Source organism: Nocardia vinacea (assembly GCF_035920345.1).
Lineage (GTDB): Bacteria > Actinomycetota > Actinomycetes > Mycobacteriales > Mycobacteriaceae > Nocardia > Nocardia vinacea_A.
The window spans coordinates 3,170,882-3,191,479 of sequence record NZ_CP109149.1; the positions used below are offsets into that span (position 1 = coordinate 3,170,882).

General features: G+C 66.5%; 17 protein-coding genes. 3 read left to right on the plus strand and 14 right to left on the minus strand.

The window, feature by feature from the left end; genetic code table 11:
* Positions 1-32: 32 nt before the first annotated feature.
* Both OIE68_RS14645 and OIE68_RS14650 read left to right on the plus strand, forming a co-directional pair.
* Entirely contained in the window at positions 33-1,427 is a 1,395-nt protein-coding gene (locus OIE68_RS14645) for an ATP-binding protein (RefSeq protein WP_327099921.1), read from the plus strand.
* Positions 1,424-3,376: a VWA domain-containing protein gene (locus OIE68_RS14650; protein WP_327099922.1), complete on the plus strand. Its 1,953-nt coding sequence runs from the start codon at positions 1,424-1,426 to the stop codon at positions 3,374-3,376. The genes OIE68_RS14645 and OIE68_RS14650 overlap by 4 nt, the downstream gene beginning before the upstream one ends.
* A 4-nt stretch (positions 3,377-3,380) precedes the next feature.
* Here the strand turns inward: OIE68_RS14650 and OIE68_RS14655 are convergent, their stop codons facing one another.
* From OIE68_RS14655 to OIE68_RS14675, 5 genes are all read right to left on the minus strand, one after another.
* Positions 3,381-3,692, minus strand: a complete 312-nt coding sequence (locus OIE68_RS14655) for a zinc-binding dehydrogenase (protein ID WP_419150704.1) — start codon at positions 3,690-3,692, stop codon at positions 3,381-3,383.
* Positions 3,693-3,784: 92 nt separating this feature from the next.
* Positions 3,785-4,693, minus strand: a complete 909-nt coding sequence (locus tag OIE68_RS14660) for an esterase/lipase family protein (protein WP_419150705.1) — start codon at positions 4,691-4,693, stop codon at positions 3,785-3,787.
* Between the two features lie 203 nt (positions 4,694-4,896).
* Positions 4,897-5,553 carry a PadR family transcriptional regulator gene (locus OIE68_RS14665; protein WP_327099924.1) on the minus strand — a complete coding sequence of 219 codons (657 nt, stop codon included), beginning with the start codon at positions 5,551-5,553 and terminating at the stop codon, positions 4,897-4,899.
* 187 nt (positions 5,554-5,740) lie between these two features.
* Positions 5,741-5,971, minus strand: a complete 231-nt coding sequence (locus tag OIE68_RS14670; RefSeq protein WP_419150706.1) for a carotenoid oxygenase family protein — start codon at positions 5,969-5,971, stop codon at positions 5,741-5,743.
* Positions 5,972-6,033: 62 nt separating this feature from the next.
* Positions 6,034-6,624: a TetR/AcrR family transcriptional regulator gene (locus OIE68_RS14675; protein ID WP_327099925.1), complete on the minus strand. Its 591-nt coding sequence runs from the start codon at positions 6,622-6,624 to the stop codon at positions 6,034-6,036.
* 74 nt (positions 6,625-6,698) lie between these two features.
* On the opposite strand from OIE68_RS14675, the gene OIE68_RS14680 reads away from it, so the two are divergent.
* Positions 6,699-7,544 (plus strand): NAD(P)H-binding protein, encoded by an 846-nt coding sequence (locus OIE68_RS14680; RefSeq protein WP_327099926.1) that lies wholly within the window; start codon positions 6,699-6,701, stop codon positions 7,542-7,544.
* A gap of 409 nt (positions 7,545-7,953) precedes the next feature.
* Here the strand turns inward: OIE68_RS14680 and OIE68_RS14685 are convergent, their stop codons facing one another.
* The 9 genes from OIE68_RS14685 to carA all read right to left on the minus strand — a co-directional run bounded on the left by OIE68_RS14685 (position 7,954) and on the right by carA (position 20,593).
* Positions 7,954-10,509, minus strand: coding sequence for a primosomal protein N' (locus OIE68_RS14685; protein WP_327101674.1), 2,556 nt, complete (start codon positions 10,507-10,509; stop codon positions 7,954-7,956).
* A 131-nt stretch (positions 10,510-10,640) separates the two neighbouring features.
* Positions 10,641-11,855, minus strand: coding sequence for a methionine adenosyltransferase (metK, locus tag OIE68_RS14690; RefSeq protein WP_327099927.1), 1,215 nt, complete (start codon positions 11,853-11,855; stop codon positions 10,641-10,643).
* A gap of 287 nt (positions 11,856-12,142) precedes the next feature.
* Positions 12,143-13,366 (minus strand): bifunctional phosphopantothenoylcysteine decarboxylase/phosphopantothenate--cysteine ligase CoaBC, encoded by a 1,224-nt coding sequence (gene coaBC, locus OIE68_RS14695; RefSeq protein WP_327099928.1) that lies wholly within the window; start codon positions 13,364-13,366, stop codon positions 12,143-12,145.
* Positions 13,367-13,391: 25 nt separating this feature from the next.
* Positions 13,392-13,673, minus strand: coding sequence for a DNA-directed RNA polymerase subunit omega (gene rpoZ / locus OIE68_RS14700; protein ID WP_040692158.1), 282 nt, complete (start codon positions 13,671-13,673; stop codon positions 13,392-13,394).
* A 59-nt stretch (positions 13,674-13,732) separates the two neighbouring features.
* Entirely contained in the window at positions 13,733-14,317 is a 585-nt protein-coding gene (gene gmk, locus OIE68_RS14705) for a guanylate kinase (protein WP_327099929.1), read from the minus strand.
* 8 nt (positions 14,318-14,325) lie between these two features.
* The gene (gene mihF / locus OIE68_RS14710; protein ID WP_040692163.1) at positions 14,326-14,643 is read right to left on the minus strand and encodes an integration host factor, actinobacterial type; all 318 of its coding nucleotides are present in this window, start codon (positions 14,641-14,643) and stop codon (positions 14,326-14,328) included.
* Positions 14,644-15,301: 658 nt separating this feature from the next.
* Positions 15,302-16,126, minus strand: coding sequence for an orotidine-5'-phosphate decarboxylase (gene pyrF / locus OIE68_RS14715; RefSeq protein WP_327099930.1), 825 nt, complete (start codon positions 16,124-16,126; stop codon positions 15,302-15,304).
* Positions 16,127-16,142: 16 nt separating this feature from the next.
* The gene (carB, locus tag OIE68_RS14720; protein ID WP_327099931.1) at positions 16,143-19,451 is read right to left on the minus strand and encodes a carbamoyl-phosphate synthase large subunit; all 3,309 of its coding nucleotides are present in this window, start codon (positions 19,449-19,451) and stop codon (positions 16,143-16,145) included.
* Positions 19,451-20,593: a glutamine-hydrolyzing carbamoyl-phosphate synthase small subunit gene (carA, locus tag OIE68_RS14725; protein ID WP_327099932.1), complete on the minus strand. Its 1,143-nt coding sequence runs from the start codon at positions 20,591-20,593 to the stop codon at positions 19,451-19,453. The genes carB and carA overlap by 1 nt, the downstream gene beginning before the upstream one ends.
* Positions 20,594-20,598 lie beyond the last annotated feature (5 nt).

The window sequence follows — 20,598 nt, forward strand, 5'->3', positions numbered from 1 at the left end:
CCGCGTCGCCGAACCGACGTAGCGTCGATGGGGTGATTGTTCCTGAGCACCTGCCGACCACTGTCGGCGAGTTGCGCGCGGGCGGCCATCTGCCGCGCAGCGTGAAGTCCGAGATTCGCGAGAACCTGTTGTCCCGGTTGGGTTCCGGCGATGATCCGTGGCCGGGCATCGTCGGCTTCGATCGGACCGTCCTGCCGCAGCTGGAACGTGCGCTGCTGGCCGGCCACGATGTCGTACTGCTCGGCGAGCGCGGTCAGGGCAAGACCCGGCTGCTGCGCACCATGATCGGCCTGCTCGACGAATGGACACCGGTCATCGCGGGTACCGAATTGGGCGAGCATCCGCTCGCGCCGATCAGCCCGGCCGGTCGCCGATTGGCCGAGGAGTTGGGCGACGACCTGCCGGTCACCTGGCGGCACCGCTCGGAGCGCTACGCGGAGAAGCTCGCAACCCCGGACACCTCGGTCGGTGACCTGATCGGTGATGTCGATCCGGTCAAGGTGGCCGAGGGCCGCAGCCTCGGCGATCCCGAAACCATCCACTTCGGGCTCGTACCGCGCGCCCACCGCGGCATCGTGGCCATCAACGAACTGCCCGATCTCGCCGAACGCATCCAGGTCGCGCTGCTGAATGTGATGGAGGAGCGCGATATCCAGGTCCGTGGTTACACCCTCCGACTACCCCTCGACGTGCTGCTCGTCGCTACCGCCAACCCCGAGGATTACACCAACCGCGGCCGGATCATCACCCCGCTGAAGGACCGGTTCGGCGCTGAGATCCGCACCCACTACCCACTGAGCGTGTCGGCCGAGGTGGCGCTGGTCCGGCAGGAGGCCGAACTGGTGGCCGAGGTCGGCGACCCGCTGATCGAGGTGCTGGCCAGGTTCGTGCGGCATCTGCGCGAATCGTCCGCGATCGACCAGCGCTCCGGCGTATCCGCGCGATTCGCGGTGGCCGCCGCCGAGACGGTGGCAGCTGCCGCACTACGCAGATCGGCGCTGACCGGTGAGCGTCCCGCGGTCGCGCGACCCGTCGACCTCGAATCCGTACCCGCGGTATTGCGCGGCAAGCTGGAATTCGAATCCGGGGAGGAAGGGCGTGAGCAGGAGCATCTCACGCACCTGATGCGGCGTTCGTTCGCCGAGGCCGGGAGTGCGCTGCTCGGTGGGCTGAATCTGCGGCCGTTGGCGGAGGCGGTCGGCGACGGCCATCTGGTCACCACCGGCGAGCGCATCCCAGGTAAGGATGTGCTGTCCGCGTTGCCGGAACTGCCTGTCCTGCACGAGGTCGCACGTCGACTCGGCGTCGGCGCCGACGAACCGCCGGCCCGGATCGCGTCGGCGGTCGAATTCGCGCTGGAAGCCCTCTACCTGGCTCGTCAGATAGCCAAGGATTCTGACGACGGCGTCGCGGTGTACGGCTCATGACCGCCCCCGACCGCTACGCCTACGGGCCCTATCACGACGGACCCGATCCACTGGCGCCTCCGCTCGATCTGCGCGAGGCGCTGGACCAGATCGGGCGCGACGTGATGGAGGGCAGCTCCCCCCGCACCGCACTGGAGGAGTTGCTGCGCCGCGGTATGCGCGAAATGCGGGGGCTGGATGAGCTCACCCGGCAGGTGTGGCAGCGCCGCGCCGAGATCAGTAGACGACACCGACTGGACGGCACCCTGCAACAGGTCCGTGAACTGCTGGAGCAGGCTCTGAAAGCCGAGCGCCGCGAACTGTTTCCGGATCCCGCCGACGACGCCAGGTTTGCCGAGGCACAGCTGGACGCATTGCCGCCGAGCACCGCGGCGGCCGTCAACGAGCTCGCCGATTACCAGTGGCGATCCGAGACCGGCAGGGAGAACTACCAGAAGATCCGTGAGCTGCTCGGTCAGGAACTGCTCGAATCCCGGTTCCAGGGCATGAAACAGGCCCTGGAGAACACCACTCCCGAGGATGTCGAGCACGTCGGACGGATGCTGTCCGATCTGAACGACCTGCTCGCGGCACATGCACGTGGCGAGGACACCGAACAGCAATTCGCCGAATTCATGGCCGAGCACGGCGAATTCTTCCCGGAGAATCCGCGCAATACCGATGAGCTGATCGACGCGCTCGCCGCCAGGTCCGCCGCCGCACAGCGCATGTTGAACTCGATGTCCGCCGAGCAGCAGGCCGAACTGGCCGAGCTGATCGGGCAGGCATTCGGCGATCCGCGCATCGCCCAGCAGGTCGCCGCCCTCGACGCCGCGCTGCGGGCGCTGCGGCCGGGCGAGGACTGGGACTCCGCCCAGCGGTTTCGCGGCAACGATCCGTTGGGCCTCGGTGCGGGCACCCAAGCCCTGCAGGATCTCGCCGAACTCGACGCGCTGGCCGAACAGCTCAGCCAGTCCTATCCGGGCGCCAGCCTCGAGGATATCGATCTGGACGCCTTGGCCCGCCAGCTCGGCGACGACGCGAGCGTGGATGCCGCCCGGCTGGCCGAACTGGAACGCGAACTGCGCAGACAGGGCGTATTCGAACGGGCACCGGACGGCTCACTTCGGTTGACGCCCAAGGCTTTACGACGGCTCGGTGAGACCGCGCTGCGCGATGTGATTGGGCAGTTGCGGTCCCGACGCGGCGAGCGCGATACCCGGTTGGCCGGTGCGGCGGGCGAGCCGACCGGCGCCACCCGGGCATGGCAGTTCGGCGATACCGAACCGTGGGACGTACCGAGGACCGTGCGCAATGCGGTGCTGCGGTCGATGTCGGTCGGCCGTCGCGATGTCACGCTCGACGTGTCCGATGTCGAGATCATGGAAACCGAACAGCGCTCCCGTGCCGCTGTTGCGCTCTGCGTCGACACCTCGTGGTCGATGGTGCAGGAGGGCAGATGGCTGCCGATGAAGCGCACTGCCCTCGCGGTACATCAGCTGATCAGCACCCGGTTCCGCTCCGACGCACTGAGCCTGATCACCTTCGGCCGGCACGCCGCCACCGTCGATATCGGCGAACTGACTGCGCTGGAAGGCGTTTGGGAACAGGGCACCAACCTGCACCACGCATTGCTGCTGGCCGCACGCCATCTGCGCAGACATCCGGACGCGGTGCCCGTCGTGCTCGTCGTGACCGATGGCGAGCCGACCGCTCACCTGGAACCGAACGGTGCGGCGCACTTCAATTGGCCGACCGCACCGCGCACCCTGGCCGTGACAATGGCCCAGGTCGACGCCCTCGCCAAACTCGGTGCATCGGTCACCGTCTTCATGCTCGGCGAGGACCCGAGCCTGGCCGCATTCGTCGATTTGGTGGCCCGCCGCAGCGGCGGTCGCGTCGTTGCCCCGGACCTGGACGGACTCGGCGCCGCCGTGGTCAGCGACTACCTGCACGGCAGGCGCGGTTGATCCGCTAGTCGTTGACCACGACCACCTTTCCCGTGGCGTGGCCTTCCTCCTGGTAGCGCACGGCCGCAGGTATTTCGGTGAATGGATAGGTCTGGTCTATGCCCGGACTGATCTTTGCGTCCTCGATGAGCTCGGTAAGCGCCCTGAGGTTTCCCTTCCTTGTTCGCCACGACAGCGACATCGCCTCGACCCCGAGCAGTTCCGCCAACCGACACATCGTCAGCGCTTCGATACCACTCTTGTCAGCGACGCCGATCGCCGTGGAAAGTACTCGCATCCGGCTCAACGGGATTCGAGACTCGACTTCGGCCGCCACCTACGCATCCGCCCATATGGCGTAAGTCCGGCATGGACAGCTGAGTCGGGCGGCGGGTCGATATCTCCGCCCGGTCGCCCGAACTGCGGCCGTCAGGAATGTCCGGCGATGATGACCTCGGGAATGCCGGTGCCGAGCGGCACCTCTCGACACGTCGGAGCCGGTGCGTGGACCGGGTCCAGCGTTTTCAGCAACAGCTCCTGCACGAATGGGTCGTAGACCATGTGGAAGTGACCGGTCTGGTCAACCGCGCATTCGTCCTGCAGTGCGATGTTCTCCACGTTCGGGCCGTGCAGTGCAATGTTGCTGAACGGCTGGATCATCTCGTCGACGCGGCTGCCGATGGTCACGTAGTGCGGGCCGGGCACGGTGTCACCGCCCGCATTCAGTTCGACCATCAGCGACGACCCCTGCACCTGCTGCACCGCCGCGAGTGACGTGACCTGCGCGAAGGCCTGCAGCACACCCGGAATCGACTGCGCCATCGGCACCAGTCCGTACATCACCCCGCCGTAGCTCGGCGATGCGAGGCCGATCCACCGACCGACCTTCGGCGCACCACCGAGCTTGTTCACGTAGTAGCGAGTGACGTTGGCGCCCTGGGAAAATCCGACGATATCGACCTGGGCGGCATTGGTGGCGGCCAGCACCTGGTCGACGAATGCGCCGAACTGGTAGGCGCTCACCCACATATCCTCGGTGCCCCAGGTGTCTTTGCCGGGTGCACCGCCGTAGTTGAGTGCGAAGACACAGAAGCCGAGCGCCGAGATCTGCGGGCCGATGGCCGCCCAGTCGGAGTACGCCGAGGAATCGGTGCCGTGCGCCAGGACGACCGGGCGGGGATGCTCGGCGGTCGGCTTGCAGTCGAAGTTGTTGGTACCAGCCGGGGCCACGTTCTTGTGCGCCTTCTGATACACCGCCGCGGCCAGATGGTCCGATTGGGACGGACCGATTTGGGTGGGTACATCCGGCGGACGATATCCGGCGATCTGGCCACTCACTGGCGCAGGATCAGCTGGTTCGGCACCCGCTATGGGTGCCGCACCGGAGCCGAAGAAGACGGCTCCGGCCAAGACACCGGCAGACACCACTCGCCTGAACTGTGATACTCCCCAACCCCACTGACCACTCGGCTGTTCCATATCACAATGATGTACCCGATCCGCTCGAAAAGTGCACGCTCGGGCGATGTTTCACATTGCCATCACTTTTCGGGGGCATCGTCCTCGGCGAGAATGCGGTATAGCGATTTACGCGCCTCGGTGAGCACCTCCGCGGCCCGAGCCGCCTGCTGCGGAGTGCCCGCCGCCGCGACCTGAGCGGCCGCACCCATTAACTGCCCGATAAGCGCGCGCAGATCCATCGCCTGGGTGCCGACGTCCTCCTTGACATCGGCCCAGGGATCGCCGAGTTCGTCCCGATGCTCGGCGACGTAGGTCTCGCCCGCGTCGGTCAGCTTCGCGGTCTTACGACCGGCGACCTTCTCGATGAGGACCAGACCCTCGTCCTCGAGCTGTGCGAGCGCCGGGTAGATGGATCCCGGGCTCGGGCGCCAGACATCGTCGCTGCGCTCCCTGATCTGCTGGATCAGCTCGTAGCCGTGCATCGGACGCTCGGTGAGCAGCAACAACACCGCGGCACGCACGTCACCGCGCCTGCCCCGGCCACCGCGGCCGCGCCCACGTCCGAATCCCGGACCGAAACCGGGTCCGAAACCTGGACCGAAGCCCGGTCCGAACTCGGGCCCGAAACCGTGCCGCCCACCGCGGCGATGCTGGCGACGACCGGCGTCACCCTCGTCGTGCCCCGGCTTCCGCCAGCGGCCACGACCTCTGAATTCTCCGTATTCGATGTTTTCCATGTCAGCCTCCTTGGGCTCTCGTGTATATCTCACGCTATCGACGATATATCGGCAATGCATCGCACGCAAGAGTGATGGACAACACGAACCGACCGAGCGCTCCGAAACGAGGAGCGGGCCGCACATCGGTCGATGTGCAGCCCGCGTAGGGACTTGTCACATGAGCGGGTGGCACTCGTGGAGCAAGTCACCACCGAATGTCACGCGGCAAGTCGAAGCGTTGGGTGGCGGTCGGCACCCAATTCCCATGGAAGCCCGACGGAACACGGCGCGGCAGTCGGACACTCGCCATCGTCTCCAGCGTCTCGGCGTCGAGGATCGCCAGTTCACTGTGGTCGGCATCGCGGACGTAGCCCATCAGCACGCCCACATCCTCGCCAGAATCCGCTGCGGACGGCCGGAAAACGAAATCCCCCAACTCTGAACGCAATGACGCCGTTGCGGAGTACTGGCAATGATGGGCAAGCATCCAGCTACCAGTTATGGCGCAAGCGAATCGATCCAGCGCTCGAGCCGTTGCCCCTCGGTCACCATGAGTTCCGGATCGCGGAAGGTATTGGCCAGCAACGAGATCCCCTGGTAGGCGGCGAACAGCGCCACCGCGAGCTCCCCCGCATCCACACGACCCATAGCCGTGAACTGCTGTTCGATCCAGTCGAGCAGCGTGCGAATACTCGCCGCCGATGCCAACTCCAGGCCGTCGCCACGTTTACCCAGCTCCGAGGCCAAAGTTCCAGTGGGGCAACCGAATTGCACGGCGCGGTCACGCTGGTCGACCCAGCCGCGGACCAGCGCCTTCAGCCGGTCTCGCGGCTCGCCGTACTGCTCGAGCACCGTGATCAACTCCTGCAGTGTCTGCGCATGCGCGCCGAGCGCCGCCTCGACCAGCTGATCCTTGGTCTTGAAGTAGTAGTACACATTGCCGAGCGGAACCTCGGCGACCCGCGCAATATCGGCGATGGTCGTCTTCTCGACACCCTGCTCGTGGAACACCTGGGCGGCCGCGGCGGCGAGGCGTTCACGCTTGCCCGCCTTGGGCGTCGCGCGCCGCCCTTCGACCGAGTTAGTCATGCAACTAACTATAGACAAGCGTCGGATCCATCGGCTACGTTCGTTTAAGTCAGCCAACTAACTCAGGAGTGAATGTGATCGTAGTGACCGGAGCGACCGGCAATATCGGACGCACCCTCGTGCGGCACCTCGCCGCCGCCGGTGAGCAGGTGATCGCCGTATCCCGCGGCAATCAGGACATCGTCGTGCCCGATGGGGTGCGGCATCGGCGGGCCGATCTTGCCGATCCCGAAAGCCTCTCCCCCGCAGTCGAAAACGCGGATGCGCTCTTCCTGCTGCTGACCGGACCACAGCTGGTGACCGGACCGGATCCGGCGCGGTTCGTCGAGGTCGCCGCGGCGGGTGGGGTCAAGAAGGTGGTGCTGCTGTCGTCGCAGGCGACGGGTACCCGGCCCGGACTGCCCTCACATGCGCGACTGCATGCGTTCGAGTCCGCGCTGCAGCGATCGGAGTTGGACTGGACGATTCTGCGGCCGACCGGATTCTTCTCCAACACCTACGCGTGGATCGAGTCGATCCGGGCCGAGCAGGTGATTGCCGCCCCCTTCGCCGATACCGCACTGCCCGCCATCGATCCCGAAGATATCGCCGAGGTCGCCGCAACCGTATTGCGCACGGACGGCCATTCCGGACGCACCTATGAACTGACCGGTCCCGCCGCGATCAGTCCGCGCCAACAGGCCCATGCCGTCGAAGAGGCGCTGGGAATCTCGCTGCGGTTTGTCGAATTGACCCGTGAGCAGGCGCGTTCCGGCATGTTGCGATTCATGCCGGAGGATGTGGCGGATGGCACGCTCGATATCCTCGGCACGCCGACGCCTGCCGAGCAGCAGGTCAGCACCGATGCCGAACAGGTGCTCGGGCGGCCGGCGACCTCGTATGCCGAATGGGCGCAACGCAATCGCGCCATCTTCGGCTAACCCTGGCCAGCAACTCGAATCTGCCGTTCGCCCTTGCGATCTCGCACATCGACGCCGCGGGCGAGCAGCTGGGCATGACGAGTACCGGCAAACCTTTTGCCGATGCCGCCGACACAGGCGTCTCAGTGGTGGTGGTCATGCCGGCTGAGGGTCTGCACGGTGGTTGGGTCGTTCGGAATGGTCGTCATGGTGTCCTCTCGTAGTGTCTGGTGCCGGGCAGCGTCGTACGACGTCCTACGACGCTCACCAGAACAGACGCGCCATCCGGTCGAAATTCATCGCCCTCGGCAGCCGGTACGGACCACGCCGGACTGACAAGTTCACAGACCGCGCTCTTACTGTTCGCGCCCGTTCTGCGCGAGTTGGACGTGGTCGTCGGCGACGGTGAGCGCCAGGCTCTCGTTGGGGCTCAGCCGATGTCGACCGGGTCGATTTGGACGCGGAGGGGAGCGTCGGAGCGGTGGGTGCTGCGGACGGCCTGGGCGGCGGTGAGAGCGCGGGCGAGGGCTGCGCCGGAGGTGCGGTCTACCCGCAGGAGCATGCGTTCGACTTCGGCGGGGGTATCGCCGCTGTCGAAGGGTTTGCGGGCGCCGGGTGGGAGAGGCACTGGGCCGAGGAGGTTGACGTTGTCGGGAAGCTTTGCGGCGGAAAGCAATTCGCTGATGGAGTCGGGGGTACCGTCGATGGCGGCCATGCGGACGGCGGGTGGAAAGCCGACCTCGGCGCGGCTGGCCACCTCGGCGCGGGCATGGCCGACCGGATCCCAGCGCAGTAGCGCCTGGACGGTAGGTAGCGAAGGTTCGGCCATGACGATGACCTGGCCGTGATTGCGCACCAGGGTGGCCGCCGACATCCAGCGGCGCAGAGTGTCCTCGGCGGCGCGCAGGTCCGCGCGGCTCAGCAGCGCCCAACCGTCGAGCAGCAGTGCGACGCCGTAGCCGCCACGCAGCACCGGTTCGGCGCCGACGGTCGCCACGATCACCTGCGGTCCCGGCTCCACCGTGTCGAGTACCGCGCCGCCGCTGGATCCGCGAATCGGTACGCCGGGAAAAGCCCGACCGAGTTCCTCAGCGGTTCGGACCGCACCGATCACCACCGCACGTAGCGCTCTGGAAGCACAAGCCGGACAGCGGAATGCGGCCTCGGTGATACCGCACCAACGGCACGCTGGACTGTGCGCGGTCTCGCCGCGATGCCCAGCTCGCCCGTCCGGCAAGGAAAGTGGGCCATTGCAGTGCCGACATCGTGCGGGCGTACGGCATTTCGCGCAGGCCAGCGCAGGAATGTATCCCCGCCGCGGCACCTGCACCAGCACTGCGGCACCTTCATTGAGCGCAGACCGCGCGGCAGCGTAACCAACGGCGGGAATGCGGACCGCTCGCGCGACCGGGTCACGCTCCATCGCGATATCTGAGTCACCCGGTGCGCTGATGCGCGGGGAAAATTTGCGCACCACAGCACGATCGGCGACCAGATCGTGCGCCCACCCCGAATCCACCACCGCCTGGATCTCCGCCGTCCGCGCGAATCCGGCCGCGACGAATGCCGCCCCGGCCTCATGTGCCCGCAGCATCGCGACCTCGCGCGCATGCGAATACGGCGCTCTGGGCTCGGCATAGGTGTCGTCGCCGTCGTCCCAGATCGCGATCAACCCGAGATCAACCGCAGGAGCGAACACCGCACTGCGTGTCCCGACAATCACCCGTGCGGTCCCACGCAATGCTGCCAACCACCGTCGATACCGCGCGGCCGGCCCCAACCCGGCAGCCAACCCGACCGCCGAATCCCCCACCAGCCGAACACATTCCGCCAGTACCCGATCCAGATCCCGTTGATCCGGGACCATCAGAATCGCACTGCGTCCCCGGCCGACGACAACCGCCGCCAACTCCGCCAACCGCCGCGGCCAATCCTCCCCCGGCACCGCCTGCCACCCCGCCCGCACCCCTTTCCCCTGCCCCAGCGCCGACACAAACGCCGCCCCATGGATATACCGCTCCCAAGGCCGCAGTTCCCCACCGTCCGGCAAACCGGTGTCGCCCGAATCAGCCAGCACCGCAGCAACATTCGCCGATTCAGCAGCAACGACAGCGCGCTCACCCACCGCCGCGTCAGCACCCTCCGATTCCGCCTCACCTCGTCCGTGGGCGGCAGCGACAGAACCGGCACCGTCCTGCGCTGCCGACGTCACGGCACCAGAATCCGCCACCGATTCGACCGAATCCGCTGATAGCGACTCCGATCCAGCACCGGCAGCCATCACATGATCGGCCGATCGCGAGGGCACCGGAGCCGCAGTAGGGAACCGATCGCGAACGTCGACCGCCTCGTCCTCGCCAGCCACCGTCGGCGCATCGACGGAATGGTCGAGCGCCGCGACCGTATCAACGGACGCGGCGAAATCGTCGGCGAGATCGCTATCAAGCGGCGCATGCAAGGTGCCGGATGCGCGAGCTCGCCCGCGCGAAGGTGCCGCCTGCGTCGTGCGACTCGCAGACCGACCGGAGCCGTCATCAGTCGATTCGGTCGAATCCTCCTGCGGTCCTTCGGGTTCAGCCGACTTCTTCGAACCGCCGTTCTCGGTGCGCGCATGTCGGGGCGGAATCGCGAGCCGCAGGACATCCGCGCGGGTCCCTGCGTAGCGGGCAGCTACGGCGGTGGCCAGTTTCAGGATTTCCGGGGTCAGGACGCGTTCGGCGGAGACCACGCGTTCGAGTTTGACCATTTTCCCGGTGTGGTCGCTGTGAGACAGGCGGGCCAGCAGATACCCGTCGACGAGTCGCCCCGCGAAACGGATGCGGACCCGGACTCCGGGTTGGGCGATTTCGTCCAGCTCGAGGGGGACCAGATAGTCGAAGTCGCGGTCCAGGTGGGCAGGCGACAGCAGCGGGAGCACCCGGGCGATCGGGTGTCCCGCTGCTGTCGAATCGTGCGTCGCCGTGGCTCCGGCACCTGCGGAAGCCATGGCGGTGAGGTCCGCTGTGGGTTCGTGCACGCGGGCCCGATATACCTACAGGCCGACGGCCGCGCGCAGCTTATCGGCGCGCATCAGGCAGAGCCTCCCAGGGCAGGTCAGCGTATCCATATCCGCTACTCCTACAGACCGATGGCCGCACGCAGCTTATCGGCGCGGTCGGTGTGTTCCCATGGCAGGTCGACGTCGGTGCGGCCGAAGTGGCCGTACGCGGCGGTCGGCGCGTAGATCGGGCGCAGCAGGTCGAGGTCGCGGATGATCGCGCCGGGGCGCAGGTCGAAGACCTCGGTGATGGCCGTGGCGATGCGCGCCGGATCGACCTTCTCGGTACCGAAGGTCTCGACGAACAGACCGACTGGTGCGGCCTTGCCGATGGCGTAGGCGACCTGGACCTCGACCCGCTCGGCGAGTTCGGCCGCGACGACATTCTTGGCAACCCAGCGCATGGCGTAGGCGGCCGAGCGGTCCACCTTCGACGGATCCTTACCGGAGAACGCGCCACCACCGTGACGAGCCATGCCGCCGTAGGTGTCGACGATGATCTTGCGGCCGGTCAGGCCCGCATCACCCATCGGACCACCGAGAACGAACTTGCCGGTCGGGTTCACCAGCAGGCGGATATCGGAGACATCCAGCGGCGCGGGCAGATCAAGATCGGCGAGCACCACGTCGACGACCTTCTCGCGGATATCCGGTGCCAGCAAGTTGTCCAGGTCGATATCGGCGGCGTGCTGCGTGGAGATCACGACCGTATCCAGGCGGACCGGACGGTCGCCGTCGTATTCGATGGTGACCTGGGTCTTACCATCGGGACGCAGGTACGGCAGCACACCCGACTTGCGAACCTCGGTCAGCCGACGCGAGAGCCGGTGCGCAAGCGCGATCGGCAGCGGCATCAGCTCAGGTGTGTCGGTGTTGGCATAGCCGAACATCAGGCCCTGGTCGCCGGCGCCCTGCCGCTCGATGTCGTCATCCGATCCGGCGGTACGCGCCTCGTGCGAGGTGTCGACGCCCTGTGCAATATCCGGCGACTGTGCGCCGATCGCAATATTCACACCGCAGGAATTTCCGTCGAAACCCTTTGCGGACGAGTCGTATCCGATTTCCAGAACCTTTTCGCGGACGATTTTCGGAATATCCGCATAAGCCGACGTGGTGACCTCACCCGCGACGTGCACCTGGCCGGTGGTCACGAGAGTTTCCACCGCGACCCGGCTGCGCGGATCCGCCGCGAGCAGGGCGTCGAGGATGGAATCGCTGATGGCGTCACAGATCTTGTCCGGATGACCTTCGGTCACGGACTCACTGGTGAAAAGGCGGCTGCCAGACGTGGGCACAGTTCTTCCCTCTCCCTCAACGGGTTACTCGTATCGGATTGCGACGGTAACGCGATGCGGCCACCGCACAACCCTTCATTCAGACTATTCCAAACCACCGACGCGACGGGGTTGACGACAGGCAACTGTCTCAGACTATTGAAATCCGTCGATATGTCGGGCCGGGGCTCCAGCCTCCAACACATCGACCAGTCCGGGTTGCGGTCGACAACAGCCTAACCATCACGCGGCGGTGTATCCACCGGACATCCTCGATGCACAGCACAAACCAAGCGTCACAATGGGTCTCAGCGCAGCAGCGGACCGAGCGCGTCCAGCACCCGGCTCGCGAGCAATGCCTTCGATCCATGGTCTAGCGCCTGTTCGGTGCCGTCGGCACCGAGCAGCCAGCCGTCGTTGGTGTCGACCTCGAACGCCTTGCCCTCGCCGACCGCGTTCACGACCAGCAGGTCACAGCCCTTGCGCGCCAGTTTGGCCCGCGCGTGCGTGAGCACATCGCCGTGCTCGTCACCGGTCTCGGCGGCGAACCCGACGATCGCGGTTCCGGGTAGCTGACCATCACGTCGCGACTGAACGAGTCCGGCGAGAATATCGTCGGTCTTGGTCAGCGGGATCACGTCGGGCTCGTGTGCGCCCTTCTTGATCTTGGCCGCGGCCACGGTGGTCGGCCGGAAGTCGGCGACGGCCGCGGCCATGATCACCGCGTCCGCACCGGGCGCATGCTTCTCGACGGCGGTCTTGAGCTGTTCGGCGGTGGTGATGTGCACGAGGTCGACGGCGGCGGGTGCGGCCATCTCGATCGTATTGCCCGCGATCAACGTGACGTGGGCGCCGCGCTGCGCGGCGACCCTGGCCAATGCGTAGCCCTGCTTGCCGGAGCTGCGATTGCCGAGGAAACGTACCGGATCCAGCGGTTCCCTGGTGCCGCCCGCGGTGATCACCACGCGGCGGCCCGCCAGATCACGCGGGATGGCGTCGGCGCGTTCCAGCAGCAACGTCGCCAGCCCGAAGATCTCCTCGGGCTCGGGCAACCGGCCGGGCCCGGTATCGGTACCGGTCAACCGGCCCGACGCGGGTTCCATGACGATCGCACCGTGCGCGCGTAGCGTCGCGACATTGGCGATGGTGGCCGGATGCTCCCACATCTCGGTATGCATCGCGGGCGCGAACAACACCGGACATCGGGCCGTCAGCAAGGTGGCGGTGAGTAGATCGTCGGCGCGGCCCTGTGCGGCGCGCGCCATCAGATCGGCGGTCGCCGGGGCGATGACCACAAGGTCCGCCTCCTGGCCCAACCGCACATGCGGCACCTCGGGGACATCGGTGAACACATCGGTGTGCACCGGGTTCCCGGACAGCGCCTCGAAGGTTGCCTTACCGACGAACTGCAGCGCCGACTCGGTGGGGATCACCCGTACCTGGTGCCCGGTCTCGGTGAACCGGCGCACGATCGAACAGGCCTTATAGGCGGCGATCCCTCCGCCGACGCCGACGACGATCCGTGTGGTCACTACGCCTCCGGCCTAGATGTGGTTGTTACTCGCCTTCGGAGTGCTCGAGCAGGTCGGAGTGGATCTCACGCATCGCGACCGACAGCGGCTTCTCCTGCAGACCGGGCTCGACCAGCGGGCCGACGTATTCGAGGATGCCGTCGCCGAGCTGGTTGTAGTAGTCGTTGATCTGACGGGCCCGCTTGGCCGCGTAGATCACCAGCGCGTACTTGGACGAGGTGCGCTCGAGCAACTCGTCGATCGGCGGGTTGGTGAGGCCGACCGGAGTGTCGTATGCGGGCGCGGGCTTGATGTCCGTACTGCTCACTGAGAGGGCTCCTGCGGGGATCGGTTCTTCGGGCTGGGTGGTTTTTCCGAGAGTGCGGGTCACGAACTCGAATTTGTGCTAACGAACAACGATACCAACTGCTCACAGGCGCTGGTCACCTCGTCGTTCACTATGACGGTGTCGAACTCGTCACAGGCCGCCAATTCCGTCCTGGCGGTCTCCAACCTGCGGGCGATCACCTCGGGTGATTCGGTACCCCGCGCGGTCAGCCGGGAAACCAATTCCTCCCAGCTGGGCGGGGCGAGAAATACCAGCAGCCCCTCCGGCATGGCCTTGCGCACCGACCGCGCGCCCTCGAGGTCCACCTCGACGAGCACCGGCAGGCCAGCGGCTAGTGCGTCACGCACCGGTTTCGCCGGAGTACCCGAACGCTGTAGTCCCCCGTGGATATCTGCCCACTCGAGGAGTTCGCCCGCCGCGATCATGGCGTCGAACTCCTCCCGGGACACGAACCGGTAGTCGCGGCCGTCGACCTCCCCGGGCCGGGGGGCCCGGGTTGTCGCCGACACGCTGAAAACCAGTTGGGGCAGCCGCTCGCGGACGCAGCGGACCACGGTCGACTTGCCCACGGCCGAGGGGCCGACCAGTACAACCAGTCGACCCTTCCGCGTGTGTTCGACCACCTTGGTGGTCAGGCGAAGTCGAATCGGGCGAGCAGCGCCTTGCGCTGCCGATCACCCAGTCCGCGCAGACGCCGGGTGGGGGCGATCTCCAGCTCGCTCATGATCTCCGCCGCCTTGACCTTGCCCACCTTGGGCAGGGCCTCCAGCAGCGCCGACACCTTCATCTTGCCGAGGATCTCGTCGGATTCGGCATCGGTGAGGACCTGCTTCAGGTCGGTGCCGCCACGCTTCAGGCGCTCCTTGAGCTCCGCCCGAGCACGGCGAGCGGCAGCCGCCTTCTCCAAAGCAGCGGCGCGCTGCTCGTCAGTCAGCTGGGGAAGGGCCACGGTTCCTCCGTCTCATCGTTCATTGCATCAACTCCTGCCGGTAACCCAGCAGTCTCAGCGACCGTACCCACGACGTTGCCCGATTGCGAACCCACCCCCCAGGTCAGCGCATGATTCGCCGATGTCGTAAGGGTGGGCCCGGCGGGATGCGCGCAGCGCGTCGATCGCTGCGGTGATCCTACCGCCGAAATCTCGAAATGCCCCGCTAGCAGGGCTTTTTCGTGCTGAAAGCGGGTTAGCGGAGTGGTTGCGGCGCCAACCTGCATCGGACCAGCAACCGGTCACGTGTCCGACCTGGAACTTTCTCGGATTTTTCCGCGTGTCGCGTTGTTCTTGCGCGTGTCGGAGGCTGGAAATGACCGATTTCGGGCTTCCGTACCTACCGAAACCGACGCCGGTCGCGGACCGCCACAAAATCCTGACATCCGCCTGCACCGGAGCGCGACGAGCGCGAACGGCACTCTGTGCCGGTCCAGTTGGCTCCGTGATCGATCAGGATGCCGCCCCGGCCACCGGTGTGCCGGATGGCAGGGAAATCGGCGCAGCGGGCCGCACAGCTGTTCGATATGACACGTCATCCGCGTTCAACGTGCCCTCCCCTGCCCGGAACGCGAAATGGACCGACGCCGAAGCGTCGGTCCATTGCAATCGTCACCCGTCATCGCTGCAGGAAAGCGAACTCCTCTTGCAGCGCGCTCACCTTGGCACGCAGTGCCGACACGGACGGACCGGCGCCGAGGACCTCGCGCGAAACAGTCGGCACCGCGGCGTGCAACGACTGCTCCGGCACCAGCTCACGCACGGTTTCCGGACCGCCACCCTGCGCGCCGACGCCCGGCATCAGGATCGGGCCGTTGAGCTCCGTGAGATCGGGCGCTTCGGTGAGGGTGGCGCCGAGCACAATGCCGACGGAGCCGAATTCCTGGCCCGCATTGCACTGCGCCGCCGCATCGACCATGGTCTGCGCGATCGTGCGACCGTCCGACGCCACTGCCCGTTGCACCTGCGCACCTTCGGGATTCGAAGTGGCGGCGAGTACGAAGACACCGCGCCCGTTCGCCTCCGCGAGCGTCAAAGCCGGTGCGAGGGAACCGAATCCGAGATATGGCGACACCGTCACCGCATCCGAGCCGAGCGGGCCGTCGGCGAGCCAGGTCCGCGCGTAGGCATCCATGGTCGAGCCGATATCGCCGCGCTTGGCATCGGCGAGCACTAGGGTGCCCGAGGCGCGCAGCACCTCGATGGTGCGCTCGAGCACCGCGATTCCGCCGGAACCGTAGGCCTCGAAGAAGGCGACCTGCGGTTTGATCAGCGCGACCCGGCCGTCCAAGGCCTCGACGCAGATCTCGGCGAATGCCTCGACACCGTCGACATCGTCGGTGAGACCCCACGATCCGAGCAGGCCGGGATGCGGATCGATGCCGACGCACAGTGGCCCGAAATGCCCCATGGCGTGCTGCAATCGGGCACCGAAGGTCTTCATCGCACCGTCTCCTTCGTCAGCCACGCAGCACCGAATGCAGTTCCTGAAGCGAGCGCACCCCGATGCCACCGTTGATGCTCGCCTCGATGCCCTGCACGGCCGCGGCCGCACCCTGCACCGTGGTGATGCACGGGATGTTCACACCGACCGCCGCCGTACGGATCTCGTAGCCGTCCACCCGCGGACCGGAGTTGCCATAGGGGGTGTTGAACACCATGTCGACCTCGCCGTCGCGGATCTGCTCCACGATGGTCGGCTGGTCGGCCGGCCCCTGCTCGGAATGCTTGCGCACCTGTTCGCACGGAATTCCGTTGCGGCGCAGCATTTCCGCGGTGCCCTCGGTGGCCAGGATGCGGAACCCGAGGTCATTGAGACGCTTGACCGGGAATACCATGGCGCGCTTGTCCCGGTTGGCGATCGAGACGAAGACGGTGCCCTCTGTCGGCAGCGAACCGTAGGCCGCGGCCTGGCTCTTGGCGAAGGCGGTGCCGAAATCGGCGTCGATGCCCATGACCTCACCGGTGGACTTCATCTCCGGCGAGAGCAGCGAATCCACACCGCTGCCGTCGGCCTTGCGGAACCGGTGGAACGGCAGCACCGCCTCCTTCACCGCGACGGGCGCGTCGAGCGGCACGTGGCCGCCGTCGCCCTCGGCGGGCAGCATGCCCTCCTTACGCAGTTCGGCGATGGTGGCGCCCATGGTGATCCGGGCGGCCGCCTTGGCCAGCGGCACCGCGGTGGCCTTGGAGACGAACGGAACCGTGCGGCTCGCCCGCGGATTCGCCTCGAGTACGTAGAGCACATCGTCCTTGAGCGCGTACTGCACATTGAGCAGGCCCTTGACGCCGATGCCCTTGGCCAGCGCGATAGTGGAGCGGCGCACCGCCTCGATATCGCTGCGGCCCAAGGTGATCGGCGGCAGTGCACAGGCGGAGTCGCCGGAGTGGATGCCCGCCTCTTCGATGTGCTCCATCACACCGCCGAGGTAGACCTCGTCACCGTCGCAGAGCGCGTCCACGTCGATCTCGATGGCGTCTTCCAGGAAGCGGTCGACCAGCACCGGATGTTCCGGGCTGAGTTCGGTGGCCCGGGAGATGTAGCCCTCGAGCGAGGCCTCGTCGTAGACGATCTCCATACCGCGTCCGCCGAGCACGTAGGACGGACGCACCAGCACCGGGTAGCCGATGCCGGCGGCGATCTTCTTGGCCTGCGCGAAAGTGGTCGCGGTGCCGTACTTCGGCGCGGGCAGGCCCGCAGCGACCAGCACGTCACCGAACTCGCCGCGATCCTCGGCCAGGTCGATGGCGGCGGCGCTGGTGCCGACCACCGGCACACCGGCGTCGGTGAGGCGCTGCGCCAGCCCCAGCGGGGTCTGGCCACCGAGTTGCACGATTACACCGGCGACGGTGCCGGACTCGGTTTCGGCGTGGTAGACCTCGAGCACATCCTCGAAGGTCAGCGGCTCGAAGTAGAGCCGGTCCGCGGTGTCGTAGTCGGTGGAGACGGTCTCCGGATTACAGTTGACCATGACGGTCTCGTATCCGGCCTGCGAAAGCGTCTGCGCCGCATGGACACACGAGTAATCGAACTCGATACCCTGGCCGATCCGGTTCGGGCCCGAACCCAGGATGATCACCTTGTCGCGTTCACGCTGCGGCGAGACCTCCGACTCGGCGGCGGGATCGAGCTCGTAGGTCGAGTAGTGATACGGCGTTTTGGCCTCGAACTCTGCGGCGCAGGTGTCGACGGTCTTGAAGACCGGACGGATACCGAGCCGATGACGCAGTGCACGTACGCCGGTCTCACCCGCCAATTCCGGTCGCAGCGCCGCGATCTGGCGATCGGACAGACCGTAGTGCTTGGCGCGGCGCAGCAGCGGCTCGTCGAGTACGGGTGCGTCGATGACCTCTCGGCGCAGCTCGACCAGTCCGGCCACCTCGGCGACGAACCAGGGGTCGATGCCGGAGGCCGCGGCAACGTCCTCGATGCTCGCGCCCAGCCGCAGCGCCCGCTCGACCTGGTAGATGCGCCCCTCGGTCGGGGTGCGCAGGTCTTCGAGGATGGTTTCGGTATCGGTCCAGTTGCCGTCGTCCTGGGTCCAGAAGCCAGCGGCCTTGGTCTCCAGCGAGCGCAGCACCTTGCCGAGTGCCTCGGCGAAGTTGCGACCCAGCGACATCGCCTCGCCGACCGACTTCATGGTGGTGGTCAGCGTGGCGTCGGCGCCGGGGAACTTCTCGAAGGCGAAGCGCGGCGCCTTGACGACCACATAGTCCAGGGTCGGCTCGAAACAGGCCGGGGTTTCCTTGGTGATGTCGTTGACGATCTCGTCCAGGGTGTAGCCGATGGCCAGCTTGGCGGCGATCTTGGCGATCGGGAAACCCGTTGCCTTGGAAGCCAATGCGGACGAGCGCGAGACGCGCGGGTTCATCTCGATGACGATCAGGCGTCCGTCGGCCGGATTAACCGCGAACTGGATATTGCAGCCACCGGTATCGACCCCGACCTCGCGCAGGATGTCGATGCCCAGGTCGCGCAACCGCTGATATTCGCGGTCGGTGAGGGTCATCGCGGGTGCGACGGTGACCGAATCACCGGTGTGCACACCCATCGGATCCACATTCTCGATCGAGCAGACCACCACGACATTGTCGCGGCCGTCGCGCATCAGCTCGAGTTCGTATTCCTTCCAACCCAGGATGGATTCCTCGATTAGCACATTGGCGGTCGGCGAGGCGGCCAAGCCGCCGCCCGCGATGCGATCGAGGTCCTCGTCGTTGTAGGCCATGCCGGAGCCGAGACCACCCATGGTGAACGACGGCCGCACGACCACCGGAAAGCCCAGTTCAGTGACAGTTTCGCGCACCTCGTCCATGGTGTGGCAGACCCGCGAGCGCGCGCTCTCGCCGCCGACCTTGGCGACGATGTCCTTGAACTTCTGCCGGTCTTCACCGCGCTGGATGGCCTCGAAATCGGCGCCGATCAGCTCGACGTTGTACTTCTGCAGCACTCCACGCTCGTGCAGGGCGACCGCGGTATTCAGCGCGGTCTGCCCACCCAGGGTGGCGAGAATGGCGTCGGGGCGCTCCTTTTCGATGACCTTCTCGACGAACTCCGGCGTAATCGGTTCCACATAGGTGGAATCGGCGAACTCCGGGTCGGTCATGATGGTCGCCGGGTTGGAGTTCACCAGCGATACCCGCAGACCCTCGGCCCGCAGCACCCGGCACGCCTGGGTGCCGGAGTAGTCGAATTCGCAGGCCTGGCCGATGACGATCGGGCCGGAGCCGATCACCAGGATGTGCTTCAGATCCTCGCGGCGAGGCATCAGGCTCCTTCCATGAGACCGGCGAAACGGTCGAAGAGATAGGCGGCGTCATGGGGTCCGGCGGCGGCCTCCGGGTGATACTGCACCGAGAATGCGCGGCCGTCGACCAGGCGCACGCCCTCGACGGTGCCGTCATTGGCGCACACATGGCTGACCTCGGCCTTGCCGAACGGGGTGTCGAACTGTTCGCCCTGTTCACCTTCCAGCGCGAAGCCATGGTTCTGCGCGGTGATCGAGATCCTGCCGGTCTCGTGTTCGACGACCGGGATATTGATGCCGCGGTGGCCGAACTTCATCTTGTAGGTCTTGCGGCCGAAGGCGCGGCCGAGGATCTGATTGCCGAAGCAGATGCCGAACAGCGGCAGCCCCTTCTCCAGCACACCCTGGGTGATCGCGACCGCACCGTCCTGGGTGGCCGGATCGCCCGGACCGTTGGACAGGAAAACGCCGTTGGGCTTCAACTCCAAGATCTGGTCCAGCGAGACCGTCGACGGAACCACATGTACCCGCATGCCGCGCTGGGCGAACATGCGCGGGGTATTGGTCTTGATGCCGAGGTCGACCGCGACGACGGTGAAGCGCGGGTCACCGTTCGGTTCGATCGTGTACAGCGAATCTGTGCTGACCTCCTCGGCCAGATCCGCGCCGAGCATCGAAGGCTGTCCGTTGACCCGGGCCAGCAGTTCGTCTGCGTCGGCGAGCGCCGAGCCGGAGAAGATGCCCGCTTTCATCGAGCCGCGGGTGCGCAGGTGACGCACCAGCGCGCGGGTGTCGATACCCGCGATGCCGACGATCTGCTGGCGGTCCAGCTGGTCCTGCAGGGTGCCGGTCGAGCGCCAGTTCGATGCGACGCGCGAGGCGTCGCGGACCGCGTATCCGGCGACCCAGATCTTGCCGGATTCGTCGTCCTCGTCGTTCCAGCCGGTATTGCCGATCTGCGGGGCCGTGGCCACCACGATCTGGCGGTGGTAGCTGGGGTCGGTGAGGGTCTCCTGGTACCCGGTCATCGCGGTGCAGAACACCGCCTCACCGAGTGTTTCGCCCACGGCGCCGAAGGCCGTGCCGCGGAAAACCCGGCCGTCCTCCAGTACAAGCGCTGCTGCTTCTTGTGGCCCACCCGCCGCCCGGCCACCACCCCTCATCGAAT